This window comes from Desulfosoma sp., from assembly GCA_037481875.1.
In the GTDB taxonomy this organism is placed as follows: Bacteria; Desulfobacterota; Syntrophobacteria; order Syntrophobacterales; family DSM-9756; genus Desulfosoma.
In genome coordinates this window covers 88362-108959 of record JBBFKY010000011.1, presented here as the reverse complement: position 1 = coordinate 108959, position 20598 = coordinate 88362, and the positions used below count along the sequence as shown (strand labels likewise).

The window sequence follows — 20598 nt, the reverse complement described above, 5'->3', positions numbered from 1 at the left end:
AGAAAAGGGGTCATGACTGGGATCATTGAGCTGTTTTCGGGCATACCTCGCCCCCGTTCAACGTGAACATAAAGTAGATCCAGGCTCTTGCAATGACTCCCTTTTGCCTTACCCAGGTGAAAAATGAGACATTGAGTCATTAAGGCATTGAGTCATGAAGTCATGAACTTGCAGCGACTGCCTTTTGCCTTACCCTGGGCAAAATCTGAGAAAGGCGCTCCGAAACGCTTGAAAGGCGGGACAGTAGCGACCAAATTGGAGCTTCAGCCGACGACCGCTTCGGATGACGCGCCCTGCCAGAGAGATCAGTTCCTGGATCACGGTCTTTAGGCGACGCCGCTTGGCTCGATTCGAGCGGGCGAAAATGGCCCAGGAGGGCGTTTTGCCCCAGGATGCGCAAGATGTTGTCAGCCAGTCCGCCCAAGGTCAACACCAAAGCCTTGGGAGCAAACTTTCCAGAGGGCAATCGCTCCAAGTCCAGATCGGACTTGATCACACCGTGAAACAGCTCACTCAGACCCCGCTTTTCATACAACCGAATTCCTTGATCCTCATCGATGGAAAGGGACGTCCACCAACCCTCCAGCGTGATATCGGGCTGGATCAGCCTATGCCCCTTGGCATCCGAGATGCTCTCGGTGACCCGGATCATCAGGCGAAACCGAGAACTATTCCCTCCATAGTGTCGTGTCACCCATGTGCTGAGGATCGCTACTTTCTTGCCGGGCCGGGGCTCCGTCACACGGCCCTCCCTGAAGGCCCGATCACGCCAAGAAAGGCGGTCCGCCCCGCGTGGATTCCATTGGATGATGAAGTTCACCTTAGGGTGTCGGCGAAGCTCCACAAGCGTTTCCAGAGCATCGTGAGCCGAGTCCGTTCGCACCAGCAGGGGCCTTTGGGTAACCTTACGAGCACGCCCCAGCATCTTGCGCACAAACCCCACAAATCCGTTCTGGGAATGCTGAGACCCCGGGCGAAGCTCTATGCCCAGACACCATCCCTCCTGGCCGAGATAGGCCGCAATCGGCGCGTATCCCTCATAGTTCTGGTACGTCCGCGACACCCCTTCTTTCTTTGTGTCGGAATTGTCCAGGCAAAAAACATCCAGGTCCAAAGCCACATCCCCTGTGGAAAGAGCCGTTACGGGAACCTGGGTCTTCTCAAGCAGTTGAACGCTAGCGGCGCAGGCAAGACGTTCGAAAACTCTCACGTGCTTGTCGAAGCGCTGTCGCAAGGTTTCCTGCGATGGGACCTTTTGGATGTCCAGAGCCTCTTTGAACCAGTCATCGCCGACAACCCCCTCGGCGGCTTCAAAGTCGCTCTTCCCCATACACAAAAGCCCCACATACGTCTTGACCACATCCGCATGAGAGATCACCGGCCGTCCCGGAACTTCCTTTTCCAACCGTTGGCAGAGGTCCGTACTGTGGTTGATCAAATGGCCCACAAGAAGCAGGCCCCAGTGCCCGCTAGAGAAGGCCTTCAAAGATTGTTCAATCTCGATTCTTTTCATGAGGGCACCTGCCGGGTGAAATTGTGACAGGAGACCCTATAGTACAAAAGCAAATGACATTCAATACGATACATGCGACATGATACTTCTATGTATAGACGCAATCTCACGGATTAAGAATCTATTATTGTCGCCTTGATGGTTTTATCATCCGCCCAGCAGACCAAGCCGGAAAGCACGGCAGCCGAAAAACAAAGATGGCAGAACATAATTAACCAAAGATTTACAAGTCAGATACAATCCAGTATTCGAAGCAGAGAAACCTGTACCGCTTTAGGTTGGGAATGGCACGAATCCAACAAAACTTGCATTCCCGCCGTATCCACATTATCCTTGGATCTTACATGCGCCATGCTTGGTGGAAAAATGGTTTCAGACATCTGTGATTTCGATGCATACACTACTAGTTCAACACAATCCGGCGCTGGGTGGACTCAGGATCTGGACTACACCGATAATTGAAACATTATTGGATCGTCCTTACCAAGTTTCATACAGCCTCTGGCTGGCACCTGCAACGTACATAGTAGCATCATGGCATCTCTTGCTAAAACAGAAAGCGAGAAGGACGTCGCCTCTAAACTGAACTCTCTATCCAGCAATCAAGTCGATTGCAAACGTCAGATCGCAACATTCCGCCCACGAGCACTTTGTGTCGAGTCTGGTCAAAAGTGGATCTGGTACAAAACCCCCAAAGGTGGAATCTACGAAGGCTTTTGTGTCGCTAAAATGCCCGCTCCACCCAAATGTTGCGTTGAACAGGTAGAAGCTGCAACCCCATACTGTCCACTTATTCAGGAATGTTTTGTCCAACGGCCACATCTCAATGAAAGGAGGACAAAAGAAGGTCATGAACTCTCAAATTTTCAACAAATTCCCAAAAAGATTCATCACCGCCACGGCCATGTTGGTGCATCTGCTCGTGACACCCTTTGGGGCGTATGCGGCCAAAAATCTTATTGTAATGGTCCCGGACGGAACAGGCGCCTCGCATATCACGCTGACTCGCTGGGTGAAAGATATACGTAACCTGGCCGTCGACAGTATGTATGCAGGTGTGGTTCGAACCTACGGAGCGGATTCCCTGGTCACCGATTCAGCTCCGGCGGCCACCGCCTTTGCCACTGGACACAAGAGCTGTGATAAGTTCATTTCGGTTCTTCCCGGCTCGGTGACCATTCCGGGTGTAGATCCGGTTTCCGACGAACTTCAATACAAACCCGTGGCTACGGTCCTGGAAGGGGCCAAACTCATGGGAAAAGCCACAGGCCTCGTGGTTACATCCAACATACAGCACGCCACTCCGGCTGCCTTTTCAGCGCATTGGCCTGACCGTGATCATTACAACGAAATCGCTGAACAGCAGGTTTACCAAGACATCGATGTTGTTTTCGGCGGAGGCAGGCAATTCTTGGTCCCGTTGTCTCAGGGAGGTACACGTACCGACGGCGAAAACCTGCTACAAGTGCTCAAAGACCGGGGAGTCACCGTTGTGGAAACGCGTGAAGAAATGCTTGCCGTCCGAGCAGACCGTGTCTGGGGTCTCTTTGCCCAGAAAGATATGCAGCGGGATCTGGATCGAGCCGAGTTCGCTCCGCAAGAGCCCTCATTGGCCGAAATGACAGAAAAAGCCATTCAGATCCTTTCCAAGAATCCCCAAGGTTTTTTCCTGTTCGTGGAAGGCAGCCAAGTGGATTGGTCCTCTCATGGAAACGACCCCGTTGGTGTTGTGACCGAACTCTTGGCCTTTGATCGAGCCGTTCAGGTGGCTTTGGATTTTGCTAAGCAGCACGGTGACACAGTGGTCCTCGTGTTTTCCGATCACGGAAATGGCGGCATGAGCATCGGGAATGCCTCGACCACCGGTACCTATTCCAAAATGTCTTTTGAATCGGTGGTCGACCCTCTTAAGAAGGCCAAATTGACCGCGGAAGGTATCGCCAAAAAGATCGAAAAGGATCGCAGCGAATCCCATATTCGAAGTGTTCTCAGCCGATTTTGGGGCATTGACGACCTGACTATGGAAGAGATCGCTTCCATTCAAAACTATCAAGGAAAATACCTCAGCAATGCCATCGCTCCGATCATGAGTCGTCGTGCCAATATCGGCTGGACCACGGGAGGGCATACGGGCGAGGATCTCTTTTTCTATCACTATGGATTGAATGTTCCGACAGGAACGGTGGAAAACACAGACCTGGCCTATCTATCGGCTTCCGTTTTGGGATTCACCTTGGCTGATGTGGATGCACGGCTTTTTCGGTCGGCCGAAACCGTCGCCGCCGAACATGGAGCGACCCTGTCCATCGATCGCTCGGATCCTGAAAATCCTGTGCTAGTTCTTGAAAACGGCTGGACGGCCCGTTTTCCTTTTTCCAAAGATGTCCTCACTTTGAACGGGGACAATTTTCGGCTTAAAGCCCCCACTATCTTCTCTCCGAAAACCGGCAGGGTCTATATCAACCTGGAATTGGAATCAGGGGGCGGGTTGTAGAAATTTGACCGAGAACTCGAAATACTAGGGGCTCTTCCAATTTCAAGGTAGGGGCGAGGCGGCGCCTCGCCCCTACGTCTTGGGTTGGAGTGGCTCATTCTAGGTTCTTGGACGAGCTCCTTGGAGTTTGTCCAAATCTTCCCCTGAAAAACGGCTGTGCCGCCTGAACAAAGCGTGCTTACGGACAAAGCGTGCAAGCGTTCCCGGTTGTGCGGAGGGGCGAAACCATGGGTCCGCACCTACGGATTTGTGGTCGTAGGCGGACACATGGGTCCGCCCCTACAAGGTTTCCTCATGGCCCATAACTTATGAGGCTGTCCTAAGCAGGGGTGGGTTAGATGGGCGGGCACATGGGGCCGCCCGTATGGGTGTTTTCAGTTGAAGAAGGCATGATGGACCTCGTCGAAATTTCCCTTTCTAGGGCGCATCCCTGGAAAGGCAGCGGGACAGCAAAAAGAAAGCGTTTTCAGGTGCTTTCTCGGAGCTCGTCCATCATGCCGCCCGGTTCAGGGAAAGGCCCAGGCAACGGTCGCGGGCCAGCAAAGCGGCGCCCAGAGCTCCAATGATTTGAGGTTCGGGCGGCACCACCAAACTGGTTTGCAGGGCCCGTTCTAAGGCTCGAACCATGCCGATGTTCTTGGCAACCCCTCCGCTCATGGCAACCCTTTCTCTTTTACCGACTCGAGCGACCATGGCGGCCGTGCGAGCGGCAATGCTATCGCAGATACCTCGAGCGATTTCTTCGGGAGGCGTATCGTCGGCAATCAGCGAGACCACCTCACTTTCGGCAAAGACCGCACAGGTGGAAGAGATGGTCAGGCTTCGTCGTGCCCTGCATGCTAAAGGTCCCAGATCCTCAAGATCTATTTCCAAGGCTCTGGCCATGACTTCCAAAAACCGACCGGTTCCGGCGGCGCACTTGTCGTTCATCAAGAATTGACGCACGGTTCCGTCTTCATCCACCGAAATGGCCTTGGTGTCTTGGCCTCCGATGTCGATAATGGTTCGCACTTCCTTGATCTGGTGCACCATGCCTCGGGCATGGCAGCTTATTTCACTAACCGTGGCGTCTGCAAAATCGATGACCGATCGACCATATCCGGTGGCAACACAGGCACGAATCTTTCCTTTCAAATCGGCGTGTTCCAGAAGCATTTCATAAAGCTGCCGGGCCGCTCTCTTGCAGCTGGCGCCGGTATAGATCACCTTATGAAACTGGATTTCCCCGGACCCGTTGATGACGACGGCCTTTGCGGTCAAAGATCCCACATCGATTCCCAAATAAAAACCGTCCACAGGTCTAACGGATACCTGAGCGCGGCGTTTTCCCATGACCTCTGCAAACCCTTCCAGCCGCGTTCGAACAGCGCCCGGCGCGTCGTTGCGATCATCTACACAGTCCCCATGCAGCTCCAAAAAAGGAACCCCGAGCCGAGCCAGCGCGTCGGCGATCATACTCACACCGCCGCAACCCTGACGGCATCCCCAATGCGAAAAGTGCACAACCCCGTCGGGTTCATATTCCCTAACGAGGCTTTCCACCAGGCGAATTCGGTTTTCTATGGGGCCAAGGTTAGGGTTGGAGAGCATCTTTTGGGCCAGGCTTTTATGGGGATCGGCTCCATCCAAAAAAGGTTCGAAGACGAACCCCAATTCTTCCGCCACAGCCCGCATTCCCAGTTCCTTTTCCATGAAAGGAACAAAACTGTCTTTGAAAAACGGGTAAGCTAAGAGCCAAACGATGCGAAAGCGCTCCCCGTCCGGCGGTGTCCATTTTCCGGATTCCAACGTGTGCAGCAACCGACGATAAGCATCCCGCAAAAACCTGGTTCCCATTAATTGCATGGTGAGAAAATTGAGGATGAAAGCTTCGCGGCCATAAAGGGGACAAGGTCGCCTTCGTCGGATCTGTTGCAGCCGAAGCTGCATCTCTCTGGTCTCATGGCTCCAGGCGAAAATCTTACGCCATCGCTCAGCATCCAGCTGCATGCCCGTGAGATCTTGAAGAACAGCTTCCAATCGGCGCAGCTGCTCCGCTAAGTAATGCACGGCTTCGGGCGTGTTTTCCTGAGGCACGTCAAGGAGGAAAAACTCGGCTTCCAATAACCTGGCGATTTCTTCCAGGGTCTTGCTTTGGCCGTCACAGACGTGGGAAGTAGCCACCACCAATTGGAATCGGGGAAGATACCCGGCCAGAACGCCTCCCAGAGTCGCCCGATGAAAAGAGCACACATCCGGGCTGTAGCCATGCATTTCCGCCGTTTGCAGGCAGCGGCCTCCATAGCCCGCCCCGGCCAGGATCGCCCCCAGATTTTCAGTGAACATGGGGGCTGTCTCGTAGGCGTGCAACAATTCAGCCGGAACCAGAAACCCCGAAAGGATGGATACGCGGCGGTTTCCATAGGCATCCAAAAGGACACGTGCCGTTTTTTCTTTAAAAGGCAGGGTTAAGGGATGTTCTTGAAACCTGTTCAGGCGGGTTTCAAGTATCCAGGCTTTGGTCAGCATACGGGCACGAAGACGACGCCACGTAGGATTCATGACCTCTGCTCCTCAGGCCGAGCGGCCAGAAGCTCTGCGAAAGCTTGCAATCTCGTTTTCAGTTGCCCGCTGTCCGTCACCGAGCCGTCACGCTCCAACTGCAGCAGTGGCAGGTTGTGCTCTCGACAAGCTCGGCGGAGCCAAGGCAGATCACTTTGCACCGGGTCACAAAACTTCAGGCTTTGAAACACAACTCCCACAGCCCCACATCCCTTAGCCAAGTCCATGAGACGCCGGACTCGAGACGCCGCTCCCTGCATGCGGGCACACCCGGGACGCTTCAAATATCGGCGGGCCAAAGCTCTCAGGGGTTCGGAATCCGATTCGACCAAGCCTTCATAGGCGCGGGAACCTGTACACACATGGGCAGCTGCCAAGAACAGGCCGCATTCCTCCGCTATGGCCGCCAGCTCGCAGGCTCCGGCAAGCGTGCCACCGCCGAGAACAACAGGAAACCGGTTTGCCTTACATGAAAACGAAGAACCATTGCGGTGCAGCTCCAAAAAGCGGCGGGCTTCCTCGTTGAATCTCTCCTTGTCCATTTCCTGGGCCTTTTGGGTGATTTCAAGGACCTGCGCGCCGGTCACCGGGGCCGTGGCCTTGAAACGCATGAAGGAAATAGCTTGAAGAAGCCGTCGGGTCTCGTTGACCAAGGCGATGGCCGCTTCCAGATCGGCATCGGAAATGGCATGTCCTCCAAAAACTCCAAGAGCTTCACGCAGCCGGCTCAGCTGCTGATAAAAGAACTCCTCGGCGTCTGGATCCCAGCGGCGGGGAACATCCAAACGGTAAACGAAATGATTGGGAAAACAAAAGGACCAGGCATCCGCCAGCCGCCTCATGGCGTCACAAGACATGGCAAAAACCACTCCCACCAGATCAGGTCCCAGGCCTCCCAGAGCAGTCCCCAGCAGTCCGCGAACATATCCACACAGATTGGCAGGAAGCGGGGTTTCCAGAGAAGGGTGTGATGATGAACAGGGAAGACGCACCGGAGTGAATCCGGCAGCCAGCAGAAGTTCTTCGGGGGTATACGTGCAGACCCATCCCAGCGGCGGCCGCGTAGAACTGGACTCCAATCCATTGCGGAAAAGCTCCCCTCGACTCAAAGCGGCTCGCTCCTTTTCCACACGGACCCATTCAGTGAAAAATGGCTAACAGGATGCTTTTGCTGAAGATAGAAGCATAGTCCAGATATTTCTTTTGGCAAGCAAGAAGGAATCGCACCCTGGAATCAACCGCCATCCCCAAGTGTTTTGAAGGCTCCTTGAAACGACGGCTTGAAGAGACGGCCTCATGACGCCGGCACGACTCTTTTTCGCAAGGAGGAAGAGCAAGCCAGTGGCTCCAAAAATCTTTGGAAAGCCCTTTGGATCCGCTTCAACGGGATTTGCGTGCGGACCATAGGATGCAAATCACGGAAGCGGCCCATTTTCGAGCGTGCTCATCAAAGGACAGACAAAAAAGCCGCAACCCGTGACTGGATTGCGGCTTGAACGGCTTCATGGTGCCGAAGGCCGGACTCGAACCGGCACGGGTCTCCCCACCACCCCCTCAAGATGGCGTGTCTACCAAATTCCACCACTTCGGCACTACAAGATGGCAACTATCCATTATAGCCGAATTTCATACCGGTGCAAGAGTTTATTGAGCGGATTTTCCTTGCGTCCCCGATTCGGTCGCCGGTTGTTGTGACCCTGGAGCCTCGGGAACCGGCCCTGGCGACGGCTGCCCGGCTTCCTGTTCCGGGGTCACCGGTTTCGTTTCCACCGTGATGGGGGCCGGTGCAGGCTGCACGGGCTTCGCTTCCGGCAACAACGGCTGTTCCTTGACAGGCGCCTTGTCCATGACGGATTTGGTGTGCACCTGACCGGACATGTAAGTCAAGCCCAGACAGGTGATCATAAAAACGACCGCTGCCAAGGTCGTGAGTTTACCTAGAAAGGTTGTGCCACCTGTGCTGCCGAACAGGGTCTGGGAACTTCCCCCAAAGACGGCACCGATTTCGGCCCCGCGGCCCGTCTGCAACAGCACGATGAAGATCAGGGCCAGACAGGCCAAAATATGAAACGTGATCAGGATTGCTTGCATCAGCCGCTTCTCACACTCCTTGTGAATTGAACAATTCGGGCAAAGGAACCCACCTCCAGGCTCGCTCCTCCAACCAAGGCCCCGTCAATATCGGGCTGAGCCATGAGATGGTCCACATTGTCCGGCTTGACCGAGCCTCCATACAATATTCGCATACCGTTTGCAACCGCTTTGTCAAAGCGTTCTTCCAGCCATTGTCGAACAAAAGCATGGGCTTCCTGAGCCTGTTCGGGTGTTGCCGTCTTGCCTGTGCCGATGGCCCAAACCGGTTCATAGGCTATGACCAACCGGCTCGAAGCCTGCAAATGGACCTTTTCCAGAGCCGTGCTCAACTGACGGCGCAGCACCTCCACCGTTAATCCCGCTTCCCGCTCTTCGATCTTTTCACCGATACACAATATGGGCACCACCCCTTGCGCTAGAGCCGCTGCGGTTTTTAAACCGATCCAGGCATCGGATTCTCCGAAAATGTGCCTCCTTTCCGAATGTCCCACAATGACGTAGCGGCATCCCGTTTCCAGTATCATTCCCAGAGACACTTCGCCGGTGAAAGCTCCCTTGGGTTCCCAGTGGCAGTTTTGGGCGGCTAAAGAAAATCCGGCCGCTTTCATGGCTTCCCGTAACGGCCAAAGATGAGTGAACGGCGGAGCGATGAGCACCTCGCGATCCTCGGGACTTCCCACGGCTTCATGAAGCTTGGCGACAAAGGAGACCGCTTCCGCCACGCTCAAATGCATTTTCCAGTTGGCCGCCATAAGAGGTAGGCGCGCATTCGTACCCATGACTACTCCTTACCCATGCAAGCTTCCAAGGCTTCGATACCAGGCAGGATCTTTCCTTCCATCATTTCTAAAAAGGCGCCGCCTCCTGTGGAAACATAACTGACTTTCTGAGCCACACCAGCCTGTTTGACCGCGCTGGCGGAATCCCCTCCACCGATCACCGTCAGGGCCTTGGTCGACCCCAAGAATTCCGCGAGAGCAAAGGTTCCCCTTTCAAAAGGCGGAGTTTCAAAAGCACCGAGAGGACCGTTCCAAACGATGGTCGCACATGTTTTCAGAGCTTCCTTGACAGTCTCGAGAGTGCGTTCCCCCACATCATAGATGGCGGCGTCTTCAGGGACGGCATTTAAATTCACGGTTTGAGCCTGGGCTCCCGATTCCAAAGCTGGAGCGACCACCACATCCATAGGCAGAAGCACACGAACACCGCGATCTTTGGCCAGTTGCAAGAGTTCCGTCGCTTTGTCGACATATTCCTCTTCCACCATGGATTTTCCCACGCCGTAGCCCTGCGCCTTGAGAAAGGTGTTGGCCATGGCCCCACCGATCACGAGAAGATCCACTTTGGGAATAAGGTTTTCCAGCACTCCGATCTTGGTGGAAACCTTGGCGCCCCCTATCACCACAGCCAGAGGACGCTCAGGCGTTTCTACGGACTTCTTGAAATATTCCACTTCCTTGGCCAGCTGATAGCCCGCCGCGCACACCGCCACGTATTCGGTAATGCCATGCACGGAAGCATGGGCGCGATGAGAGACGGCAAAAGCGTCATTGACGTACACATCGGCAAGAGACGCAAGTTCCTTGGAAAAGTTCGGATCGTTTTTTTCTTCTTCGGGGTGGAACCTTAGGTTTTCAAGAAGGAGAACTCCTCCAAAAGGCACATCTCGCACCATGGCCTGGACCTCGGGCCCCACACAATCGGGAGCCAAAGAAACTTCTCGGCCCAATATGCCCGAAAGATGCCTTGCCACAGGTGCTAAGCTCATCTCCGGCACCACTTTACCCTTGGGTCTGCCCAAATGGGACGCCAAAACGGCCTTACCCCCGGCATCCATCACTTTTTTCAGGGTGGGCAAAATAGCGTGGATTCGAGCATCATCGGCAACTCGGCCGTCCTTTTTGTCCAAAGGCACATTAAAATCCACGCGGATAAACACACGCTTTCCCGAAACGTCCACGTGATCCAATGTTTTCATGGTTCGCCCCTCCCGCGTTTTTCGACCCACTCGAAAAACTTCATCGAGCGAAACCGCCCTTTGATTCCCCTCGTTTTACAGGTCCTTGCCCATGTGCAGAGCCAGGTCCACCAGACGGTTGGAATACCCATATTCGTTGTCATACCAGCTGAGCACCTTGACCATCCGCTTATCGATAACCTTGGTAAGAGGCGCGTCCACGCACGACGAGTAGGTGGTATGGTTGAAATCCACCGAGACCAATTCTTCTTCCACGTAACGCAGTATGCCCTTCATGTGCCCTTCGGCGGCTTCCTTTAGAGCTTGGTTGACGGCTTCCACCGTGGTGTCCGTTTCCACGCGACACACCACATCCACAATGGACACATTGGGCGTGGGAACGCGAATGGCCATGCCGTCCAATTTTCCTTTGAGTTCCGGGATGACTTCCGCCACCGCTGTGGCCGCTCCCGTCGTGGTGGGCACCATCGAAAGAGCTGCGGCTCGAGCCCTTCGCAGATCCTTGTGGAGCGCGTCCAAAAGCCTTTGATCCATGGTGTAAGAATGGATGGTGGTCATGAGACCGTGTTCGACGCCGAACCGGTCGTGCAGCACGCGAATGATAGGCGCCAGACAATTGGTGGTACAGGAAGCATTGGAGACGATGTGATGCTTCATGGGATCATACTGGTCATGGTTGACTCCCATGACAAAGGTGGCATCCATGCCCTTGCCGGGAGCCCCCAGGATGACTTTACGGGCCCCTGAATCCATGTGCTTCAGACAAGCGGCCTTGTCCCGAAAACGACCGCTGGTTTCCAACACAATGTCCACGCCCAAGTCTCGCCATGGGGCTTGGCTGGGGTCCCCCACCTTGAGGCATTTGTAGGCCTTGCCGTCCACATAAATGTTTTCATCGTCTGAGGAAATGTCTCGATGCCATGTGCCGTGAACGGAATCGTAACGCAGCAGATGAGCTAATTCGGCAGGGCTTCCCAAATCGTTCAAAGCCGCTACTTCCAGTGGATTGCCGCGTTCCACAATAGCGCGAAAAACCATGCGACCGATGCGACCAAATCCGTTGATAGCAACCCTGACAGCCATCTCATTTCTCCTTTTTCCTAAGGTATCAGCGCAGCATCTTGGCAATACCGACCGTACGATCCCCCAACATATTGGTGTAGCTTCCCAATTCGTTATCATACCATCCGTAAATGACCGCTTGCGTCACAGGAATCTGAATGATTCTGGCTTGCTGTTCAGCATTGAGGGTTTTATCGGCTTTTTTAAGTACTTGCTCCACATCAAAAGCCGATCCCTGTTCTGAAGACAAAGCGGCACACACGTTGAGCACGTGGTTGAGGTCGAAGCGCACGGCGGCCGTGCGGGTGTGTGTTTCGTGGCCCTCAATGACGGCGGCCGCTCTAGGCAAACCGATAATGTCCGAAGAAACGTTTTGTTCGTCCGTATACAAGAGGTAACCGTCGGGAAAGTGGCTCTGAGCCTTTCGGTAAATGTCATTGATAAGGTTTCGGTTAATGGGATTTTTCATGCTTTCGTCTTGAATAAGGACCACCAAAATGATCAAGGATCCTGTCGTCACCGGCACACGCACGGATTCGGCGATGAACCCGATTTCCTTCATTTCCGGAATAACCAGTCCCAAAGCTTTGGCTGCACCGGTCGTGGTGAGAATAATGTTGTTGAACACGGACCGAGTCTTTCTCAGGTCGTCTGCCTTGGCCTTGGGAGCTCGATCCAGCACCTGTTGGGAAGGGGTTGCCGCATGCACCGTGGCCATGGATGCCGAAAGGATGCGCATGGGACCGAAATAGTCCAGAAGGGGCTTGACCATGTAGGCCAGGCATGTGGTGGTGCACGAAGCATGGGAGACGATCACATGGCGCTTGGGATCAAAGTCCGCATCGTTGATGCCCATGACCGTCGTGACCGCATCGGGCGGCATCTCTTTGGATTTGTCCTTGATTTTAAACGGTGCCGAAACAATCACCTTGCGGGCTCCCGCCACCAGATGACCTCTTACCGACCCCTTAGGATCCTCCGCCGGCACTGTGGGATCCAGAAAAGCTCCCGTGGCGTCCACGACAATTTCCACGCCATGTTCCTTCCAGCCGATATCGGCCGGATTCCTGTGCTTTCTCAAAAAAGTGGTCTTTACGCCATTGATGCGCATGGATCCTTCTTGGTCATTGATTTCCTCGATGACGCGCGAAGCTCGGCAGCCATACAAGAAATGATGCAGCCTTCCATAAGTGGAGTCCTTTTCAATAAACATGGCGATATCTTCAAGGCTTCGCCCCACTTCTCGACCGATATTGACCACCAGTTCGGAAAAATACTGTCTTTCTACGTGATGCCAGATGGTCAGCTTGGCAATGCGACCCAATCCATTGATACCCAACTTCTGAGGGACCATTTTTTCTTGCTCGCCCATATAGCCTCCTCCCTCTTCAATCCCGAACCTTCACACCATCACTCGGCGCAGGCGGTGCCGTTTTCTTCGGCCTGTGTGGTTTCGTGAAATCCCGCATAGATGGCTCCGCTACGCCCGTCAATCCCGATCACATCCCCGGTTCTCACAAAACGTCCTCCAATCAGGCATCGGCCGTCCCGTTCCCAGACCCTCATTTTGGAACACCCTACCACACAGGTCTTGCCCAAACGATGGGCCACGATAGCCGCATGGGACGTGGCTCCGCCTTTACCGGTCAAAAGGCCGTCGGCAATGGAAATCTCATGAATGTCATCGGGAACCGTGTCCGAACGGATCAAGATGATAGGTTCTCCAGGATAATCTTTTTTCAGCCGCACGATCTCATTGACTTCAAAAGCCACACGACCGCACAGTGCCCCTCCACTCACCCCGATGCCGTGGCCAAGGTAACTTTTTTCCAACTCGTTTGTCACCTTGAAACATGCATAGCGGCGGCTGGTACGCGGTGCCATGTTCCGAGACTGAAGAATGTAGAGCCCGTCGCCGTCGGAACCTTGAAACGTGAATTCGATTTCCTGAGGTCCCCATTTCTGGCGGTAGATGAGTTCCTTGGCGATTTCCGTTAGACGCTCAAAAACTCGAGGGAACAAGGATTCCAGGGAGTGTTGCTTGCGCTCGCCTGCCGCCAAACGTTGCTTTTCAGACAGAGGCAAAGTTTCCACCAACCCCCCCACCACGTCTTCTCCTTGGTTCCCAAGGGTGAAATCCCCTCTTGGGTCGATTTCCTCATCCGAGGTCCAAGGGTTGTGGGTGAACATCACGCCGGATCCCGATTGGAGGTCCAAATTGCCATAGACCATGGTTTGAATGGTCACGGCCGTGCCCCAGTTCTCTGACAACCCCATAATCTTTCGATAGGTGATGGCCTTGGGAAAAAACCAGGATTCCATGACTTGTCGAATCGCCGTAAAGAGCTGCTCGACCGGGTCATCCGTTATCTCAATTCTGGAATCCTGCGTGTATTTCCGATAAGCCAAAGCCACCTCCCGCATCTCCTGCGGGCTGAACTCCCTCTTGAACTCACGCCCGTACTTCTTTTTGTAAAACTTCATGATGGCATCGAAATGATCGCGATCCAGCCCAAAAGACATGCCCCAGGACTGGACAAATCGGCGGTAGTTGTCCCAGGCGAACCATGGCTGCCCCGTTTGCCGAATGAGACCTTCCACAATCTGCTCATTGATACCCACATTGAGGAACGTGTTCATCATTCCCGGCATGGAAACCGCTGAACCGCTACGCACCGACAACAACAAGGGATTTTGAGGATCGCCGAATCGTCTTCCGGATCGCTGCTCCAAATCCGCAATGTGCGCCATGACTCGAGCTTTGAAGTCTTCCTTGGACTGCTGAAGACTTTCAATGACATCCTGGCAACGGAAATATTCTGTGGTGATGATGAATCCAGGCGGCACACGAATCCCCAGGGAATGCAGTTGAGTGAGATTGTATCCCTTGTTTCCCAAATGAATTAAATCGTAGGTGGCATCATCGGGTGCATAAATGCGTGATATTGTCTTTTCGGGATCGTAGCTGAGCAGTAGATCAAGTTTTTCCGTGGATAGTTCCTCCCTTTGCGTCGCCAGCGTGGTGAGGATACTGCTGATAAAATGGTCAAAGTATTGCAAACCAAAGGTGCGCGCCACAAGATCGCGTAAAAAGGTCTCCGAGATGCGATGCACACGTTCTTCCGCCTTTTCCCCCATGTCCTGACGTTGGTACCTAGGCAAAAGGTCTCCCGATTGGCTCAGTTGCCGAATCACTACCCGTAGATTGTCTTCATGAACCGCGTTGTAAAAGCTCTGGATAAGCTGCTTGATGGCTTCGGAAAATCCACGGAAAATGTCCATGTACTGGGAATGGGAAAATCTTCGAATCTGCAACGCCCTCTGGAACAACTCTTCCTGACGATCCAGTCGCCGGGATGTGATGCCATCCAAGGCCAGGGCTCGAATAAAGAGGGGGAGAACACGACCGATGCGAAAGAATGTGGCACGCGTGATGAAACTTAGATTGAACGACAAAATGATTTCTTCAAAAAGCACATTGGCCAGATTTTCCAGGCGAAACATAAGTCCAAGAGCATCGAACTTGCGTTCACTGTAGGAACCGTACATCGAAGGAATATCCACAGCGATATGTCTCTTGAGGTAGATATTCTCCACGAAGGTCATTTCCTGTTCGGTGAGCAGAATGTCCTTGAGCTTTTCCAAGTAATCCAAAATGGCTTCCAGCTTGGTGATGGTCTCCTCACCTTGAAGGGCCTGCTCCAAAGGCCGAGGATCCGGTAATCCCAACTGAGCGGCTCGGCGTAAATGCACCTGAATGTCTTTGAAGCTCAGGGCATACTTTTCGTGAAGCAACTGGTAGAAGCGAATCATGAGAAAAGCGCGCTGCTTTTCCCGACCGGACGCTCCGGGAATCTTCTCTATTTTCGACCGAACCACTTCTTCGGAAAGATCCAGCAGATCCTTCACACGATGCACGCCGTCATCGCCGGAAAGAAGCCCTGTAAAGATTCGATGCATGTCATCCACAAAGGGCCCTGTTCCGCTCACGTCTCGATAGACTTCAGGAGGTGTGAATCTTTTCAGTGGTTCCTTATCGAGCGTCTGCCAAAAGTGAAAGATGGCTTCAATAAAAAGGACGATGAGGTTATTGCTTTCCACATGGCTTTGTTTGCGCAGAAAATGAATGAGTGGGTCTGCGCGCTGTGTGATTTCGTCCACATCCGTGGACACAGCCCGAAGCAGCCCTTCCGCGCCCACTTCATTGAAATAAACGGGAAAGAGCTTGGTCAACTGCTTGATCAGATTGAACACCGGGGCAATAGGAGCATGCAACAGAAGGCTGACGTCCTTTTGAAACAGATCCGTGTCGCGCACATAAATGCCTGCTAGAAAAAGGTTCACGATGAGAGCGGAAAGCAAGCTTCGAGTGCGCCGAGGGTTTTTGCGAATGAGATCCAGCCAAACACGAATATTGGTCAGGTGTGCCGGATTCACCTGAACCTGCCAGTACTGGGAAACCCCCTTGAGTTTGGGGGTCTGAAACCCGAGCCAGATCACATGACGAAGGAAAAATTCGATAAGTTCCTTATCATCCGTGCCCAGAATTTCCAGACCAACGGTGCGGACACAGTGTAACGCCGCTTCCGGGTAATTGTTCAAGCATCCTCGAAGCACCTGAAGGAACCGAGTAAGACGAGGCCGGAGGATTTCCTGGGACTCCTCACGAATCCATCGGCCCACGTCCATATTCATGGCCCGCAACGTCTCTTCGTGAATAGGCTCCAACCCCTTGGTTTCCATGATCCGCAACCGCAAGAGCATACTCACATGCCCCGATATTTCCACGGGCACATATCGACCCACCTTGTCCGCCAATTGCTGATAAGCTCGAACAATGTCTCGAAAATCCGCAAGCTCGCACAACTGCTCCACGGCACGTCGTGGATCCTTTTCGGCCCGAAGGCTCTGAATATGCTGCAGAGCCCTTTCATGGTCCGCGTGAAGCAGGGGCGAGAACAAAGGACGCCACGCCGTCACGTCCACCTCATCTTGCAACTGGCGCGAAAGCCAGGCGAAAGGGTCCTCCCGTTGCGCCCAAAAAGTGTGTGTTTCCGTAAGCAATCGATCCAAAAGTCTCCGACCTTCCACGAAGGAAGCCGAAAAAGACCAGAGGCTCAGACATCGGCGAAGGACTTTCTTGGGCTGATGAAAACTCCGTACCACCCATTGAAAGCCGGATGGCTCCATGGCCTGGAGTCTTGCCAAACACCATCGAAGAATGCCGCCGTGAGCCCTTCCCGACGGCAGAGGATCACGGTCTCCGTCAAACGGAGGCATGGAAGCATCTTCCCGGCACAGTTCAGGGGATTCCTCGAGCACCTTCAACCACAGGGCCAGAAGATAATCGGCGGCGGCAGATTGCGTTTTGGGGTTTTCGGAATCGGAGAGGGCATGCAGAAAGATGCGACACAGGAGAGTCACCACGGCGGCGCTTTCTGAAAATTCTCGGTACAGACGAAGGTTTCCTGTGGCGTACCGCCAGGTTTCCTGGAGCACGTAAGCCCAGTTGCGGTACCGATGATGATACTCCACTAGGAGCTCCCGGGCTTGTTTTTCCTTACCGGCGTAGCCTTGAACCGCCTCCACCAGCACTTCGTGCCCGGGATCCACCCTCACCGGCACATTGGTCACCATGAGGTTCTTCAAGAGCGCCTCGGATTGCACACGTGCCCTTTGCATTAACAGGACCTCTCCTCTCCCTGTGCTAAACTTTTGGAATTCAGCCAGCGGGCCCTCCACCCTCGGTCCATTTCCAGTTCCATGAGCACCGCCGGTTCCCGTAGCCCCTCGTAATAATTGGGGCGCGTTCCAAAGGGTCGAAATCCCACGCTTTGGTAAAGTTTCTGGGCTGCATGATTGCTGCGGCGCACCTCCAGAAGGGCCACACGGGCGTTTCTCTGGCAGGCATGCTGCAAGGCCGCCAGAAGTAACCGCCGTCCGATGCCGCGTCTTCTGAGAGCGGGATCCACGGCGAGGTTGAAGATCTGCACTTCATCGGCAATCAGCCAGACGCAGATGTAACCCACCAGCCGGCGCGGATCCTCGCCATGACGGGCCACCAGCATCAGGGCCTGAGGTCTTTCAAGCTCTTCCACGAAAAAGGATTCCCGCCAAGGATCCACATGACTGGCTCTTTCTATTTCCATCACAGCCGGAACATCTTCCGGCCGAATGGGCTCAATCACTATGGGCAGGGGATCGCTCATGATCCGATTCTCGTGCCTTGGTTTCGGGTCTGGAAGACAAGATTTCGCTGGCCAAAGCAATATGGCGGCGCCCGTAATCTCGAAGGGTGGCCGCCGCTTCTCTCAGCGATTGCGTGTGGCGAATTTCCGCAAATTTGATGAGCATGGGCAGGTTGAAACCACTGAGCACTTCCACGCGAGGTCCCATGAAAGACAGAGCCACATTGGACGGCGTGCCGCCGAAGAGGTCCGTAAGGACAATGACCCCGTAGCCCACATCCACATCCTTGATGACAGCCGACAAGGTCTGTACCATCTGTTCCACAGGCGTGTCCGGATCCATGGAAACGGCGCATACCCCTTCCATGGGTCCCAAGATCAATTCCGCCGCTTGGACCATTTCCTGAGCCACACGGCAATGGGCCGCCACCACCAGTCCGATTCTCGACATTTCGGTGCTGTCTCCTCGCCTCGGGCCCACCCCCCACTTCAAAGAACGTTCAGCTTTCCAAATGGACGTCGCGATGAAATAACACGGTATAATAACCTGCTTCACGAACCCTGTCAGCAAGGCGCTCAGCAATCACCACCGATCGGTGTTTTCCGCCCGTACAGCCCACGGCCAATGTGAGATAGCGCTTTCCCTCCGCCACATAGTGAGGGAGCAGTTTGAGGACAAGGGCCGTGTATTCGTCCAAGAACTGCACGGCTTCCCCGTGACTTAAAACCCAGTCCCGTACGGGTGCTTCGCACCCGCTTAAAGGCCGCAAATGATCCACAAAATAAGGGTTGGGCAAAAACCGCACATCCATGACCAGCTCCGCCTCCATGGGCAAACCGTATTTGAAACCAAACGACAAGACTTGAACGCTCAGTCTCTCTCGATCACTGACCAAAGAAAAGGTTCGATTGATCAAGGCCTTTAATTGATGCACGGAAAAATCGCTGGTATCGATGATGCGCGTGGCGCGGGCTCTGAGGAAGCCCAGTTCCTCGCGTTCCTTTTGAATGGCGGCCACCAAACGAGACTCTTGATCGCCGATGGGGTGCTGGCGTCGTGTTTGGCTGAAACGCCTTTGAAGCACTTCGGTGGAGGCTTCAAAAAAGAGAATTTCCAAAGCGTAGCCCAAGGCTTCCACGGCCTCCAAGAGCCGGTCACAGTCCCGAAGAAAACTTCGGCCTCGAATATCGATGCCCAGGGCCACCTTTTTGAGGTCCGGCTTGTCCTTTTCACAGAGTTCCAAAAAGTTTGGCAACAAGGGAACCGGCAGATTGTCAATGCAAAAATAGCCGATGTCCTCAAAAGCCTTGATGGCGGTACTTTTCCCCGAGCCGGAAAGACCGGTGACGATAACCAGGTGGGTTTCCCTTTTCGGCATCCTTCCTTCCCCTTACCCATTGTGATCGGTGAACGAGATACTCGGCGAGCTTATGTGCCGTCGCGGGCTCGTGAGCTATTTCAACACGGGTTGAACCAAAAAGCCACGGCCAAGCCGGCTCCGTCTCAGAACACTCCGTGGTGTTGCCAGATGAGGTGACGACCAAGTCTTGCTTCGAGAGAAAGAAAAGGGGGAGTCGAGCCTTCCCCAACTCCCCTCACAACCACCATCCCTTGCTGCCTAAAAATCGTCGTCTTCCTGCTGAATGATGCTGAAGATCTCTTCTTGTGTAGCCGCCAAACCCAAACGGCGTCGTACGGTGGCACTTTTTAAGAACCGTGCGATCCTTGCCAAGGCTCTAAGATGGGTTCCTGCACAGTTTTCCGGCGCCACCAAAAGAAAGAAAAGATGTGCAGGCTTGCCGTCCATGGATTCGAAATCGATCCCTCGCGTGGACTTACCGAAAGAGACCACCAATTGATCCAGGTTTTCGATTTTTCCATGAGGGATGGCGATTCCTTCGCCGATGCCCGTGCTCCCCAGTTTTTCCCGCTCAAGAAGCACCTCGAGCAGGCGATGTCGATCCAACTGAGGCTTGTGACGCAACAGTGCGTCCGTAAGTTCCTCCAAAACCTCTCTTTTGGTCCTGGCTTCCAGTTCGGCGATAATCGCCTCTTTGGGCAAGATATCCGCGATCTTCATCAACCCTTCGGGATCCTCCCTTGGTGCCGTGTCCCTTTCCCGGGACCGTTCTTCCAACCTTCTCCACTGTGGATCATTGCACAGGCTCGATCAGTCCATAATTGCCGTCCTTGCGGCGATACAACACATTGACACTCATGGTGGCACGATTGGTGAACACCAAAAAATCGCCGTTGGACAAATTGAGCTGCATGACCGCTTCATCCACGTCCATGGGTTTCGCATAAATTTGCTGCGTTGTCACCACCCGCGGCTCGGAAGCTTCTTCAGAAGGCCATTCCAAAATGTTCATCATGAGCCGCTGCGATCTTTCAGCCGCGTTGGATTTTCGATTTCGAAGTTTTTCTTTATGTTTTTTGATCTGCCCTTCCAATTTATCCACCACCATATCAATGGCGGCGTACATATCTTCCGTCTCTTCTCTGGCATTGATACGAAGGCCGTTGGATTCCACAGTCACATCGGCAATATGTCGAAATTTTTCCACTTGTAGCACGACATTGGCTTCAATGGGTTCTTCCAAATACTTCTTGATTCTGGAAACCTTTTCTTCGGCGTATTTTCTTAACGTGTCCGAAGTTTCCGTGTGCCGAAACGCCACATTGATCTGCATAGATCTACTCCTTATCGCCGTTCATGTGCACATT

The 20598-nt window shown here is 53.7% G+C and carries 14 protein-coding genes, 1 tRNA gene and 1 pseudogene; 1 reads left to right on the top strand and 15 read right to left on the bottom strand.

Features of this window, described 5'->3' with window-relative positions; all coding sequences use genetic code 11:
* Positions 1-189: 189 nt before the first annotated feature.
* Positions 190-1513, bottom strand: a pseudogene (locus WHS46_13295) (IS1380 family transposase).
* A gap of 850 nt (positions 1514-2363) precedes the next feature.
* Here WHS46_13295 and WHS46_13290 point away from each other — a divergent pair.
* Positions 2364-4007 carry an alkaline phosphatase gene (locus WHS46_13290; protein MEJ5349649.1) on the top strand — a complete coding sequence of 548 codons (1644 nt, stop codon included), beginning with the start codon at positions 2364-2366 and terminating at the stop codon, positions 4005-4007.
* A 492-nt stretch (positions 4008-4499) separates the two neighbouring features.
* Here WHS46_13290 and WHS46_13285 read toward each other — a convergent pair whose 3' ends face one another.
* The 14 genes from WHS46_13285 to raiA form a co-directional block, all read right to left on the bottom strand.
* On the bottom strand, positions 4500-6548 hold the full coding sequence (locus tag WHS46_13285; GenBank protein ID MEJ5349648.1) for an acyl-CoA dehydratase activase: 2049 nt from the start codon (positions 6546-6548) through the stop codon (positions 4500-4502).
* Positions 6545-7678 (bottom strand): 2-hydroxyacyl-CoA dehydratase family protein, encoded by a 1134-nt coding sequence (locus WHS46_13280; GenBank protein ID MEJ5349647.1) that lies wholly within the window; start codon positions 7676-7678, stop codon positions 6545-6547. The genes WHS46_13285 and WHS46_13280 overlap by 4 nt, the downstream gene beginning before the upstream one ends.
* Positions 7679-8053: 375 nt before the next feature.
* A tRNA-Leu gene (locus WHS46_13275) sits at positions 8054-8139 on the bottom strand.
* 53 nt (positions 8140-8192) lie between these two features.
* Positions 8193-8639 carry a preprotein translocase subunit SecG gene (gene secG, locus WHS46_13270; GenBank protein ID MEJ5349646.1) on the bottom strand — a complete coding sequence of 149 codons (447 nt, stop codon included), beginning with the start codon at positions 8637-8639 and terminating at the stop codon, positions 8193-8195.
* Positions 8639-9421 (bottom strand): triose-phosphate isomerase, encoded by a 783-nt coding sequence (tpiA, locus tag WHS46_13265; GenBank protein ID MEJ5349645.1) that lies wholly within the window; start codon positions 9419-9421, stop codon positions 8639-8641. The genes secG and tpiA overlap by 1 nt, the downstream gene beginning before the upstream one ends.
* A 2-nt stretch (positions 9422-9423) precedes the next feature.
* The gene (locus tag WHS46_13260; protein MEJ5349644.1) at positions 9424-10620 is read right to left on the bottom strand and encodes a phosphoglycerate kinase; all 1197 of its coding nucleotides are present in this window, start codon (positions 10618-10620) and stop codon (positions 9424-9426) included.
* A 75-nt stretch (positions 10621-10695) separates the two neighbouring features.
* A complete protein-coding gene (gene gap / locus WHS46_13255; GenBank protein ID MEJ5349643.1) occupies positions 10696-11703 on the bottom strand; it encodes a type I glyceraldehyde-3-phosphate dehydrogenase in 1008 nt (335 codons plus the stop codon).
* A 25-nt stretch (positions 11704-11728) separates the two neighbouring features.
* Positions 11729-13054: a glyceraldehyde 3-phosphate dehydrogenase NAD-binding domain-containing protein gene (locus WHS46_13250; protein MEJ5349642.1), complete on the bottom strand. Its 1326-nt coding sequence runs from the start codon at positions 13052-13054 to the stop codon at positions 11729-11731.
* 38 nt (positions 13055-13092) lie between these two features.
* Positions 13093-17364: a PEP/pyruvate-binding domain-containing protein gene (locus WHS46_13245; GenBank protein MEJ5349641.1), complete on the bottom strand. Its 4272-nt coding sequence runs from the start codon at positions 17362-17364 to the stop codon at positions 13093-13095.
* Positions 17364-17891 carry a ribosomal protein S18-alanine N-acetyltransferase gene (rimI, locus tag WHS46_13240; GenBank protein ID MEJ5349640.1) on the bottom strand — a complete coding sequence of 176 codons (528 nt, stop codon included), beginning with the start codon at positions 17889-17891 and terminating at the stop codon, positions 17364-17366. The genes WHS46_13245 and rimI overlap by 1 nt, the downstream gene beginning before the upstream one ends.
* Entirely contained in the window at positions 17863-18321 is a 459-nt protein-coding gene (locus WHS46_13235; GenBank protein MEJ5349639.1) for a PTS sugar transporter subunit IIA, read from the bottom strand. Before WHS46_13235 ends, rimI begins: the two co-directional genes overlap by 29 nt.
* 49 nt (positions 18322-18370) lie before the next feature.
* Entirely contained in the window at positions 18371-19249 is an 879-nt protein-coding gene (gene rapZ, locus WHS46_13230) for an RNase adapter RapZ (GenBank protein MEJ5349638.1), read from the bottom strand.
* A gap of 240 nt (positions 19250-19489) precedes the next feature.
* Positions 19490-19951, bottom strand: coding sequence for a PTS sugar transporter subunit IIA (locus tag WHS46_13225; protein ID MEJ5349637.1), 462 nt, complete (start codon positions 19949-19951; stop codon positions 19490-19492).
* 73 nt (positions 19952-20024) lie between these two features.
* Complete coding sequence (gene raiA, locus WHS46_13220) at positions 20025-20564, bottom strand: ribosome-associated translation inhibitor RaiA (GenBank protein ID MEJ5349636.1); 540 nt, start codon at positions 20562-20564, stop codon at positions 20025-20027.
* Positions 20565-20598: the final 34 nt, after the last annotated feature.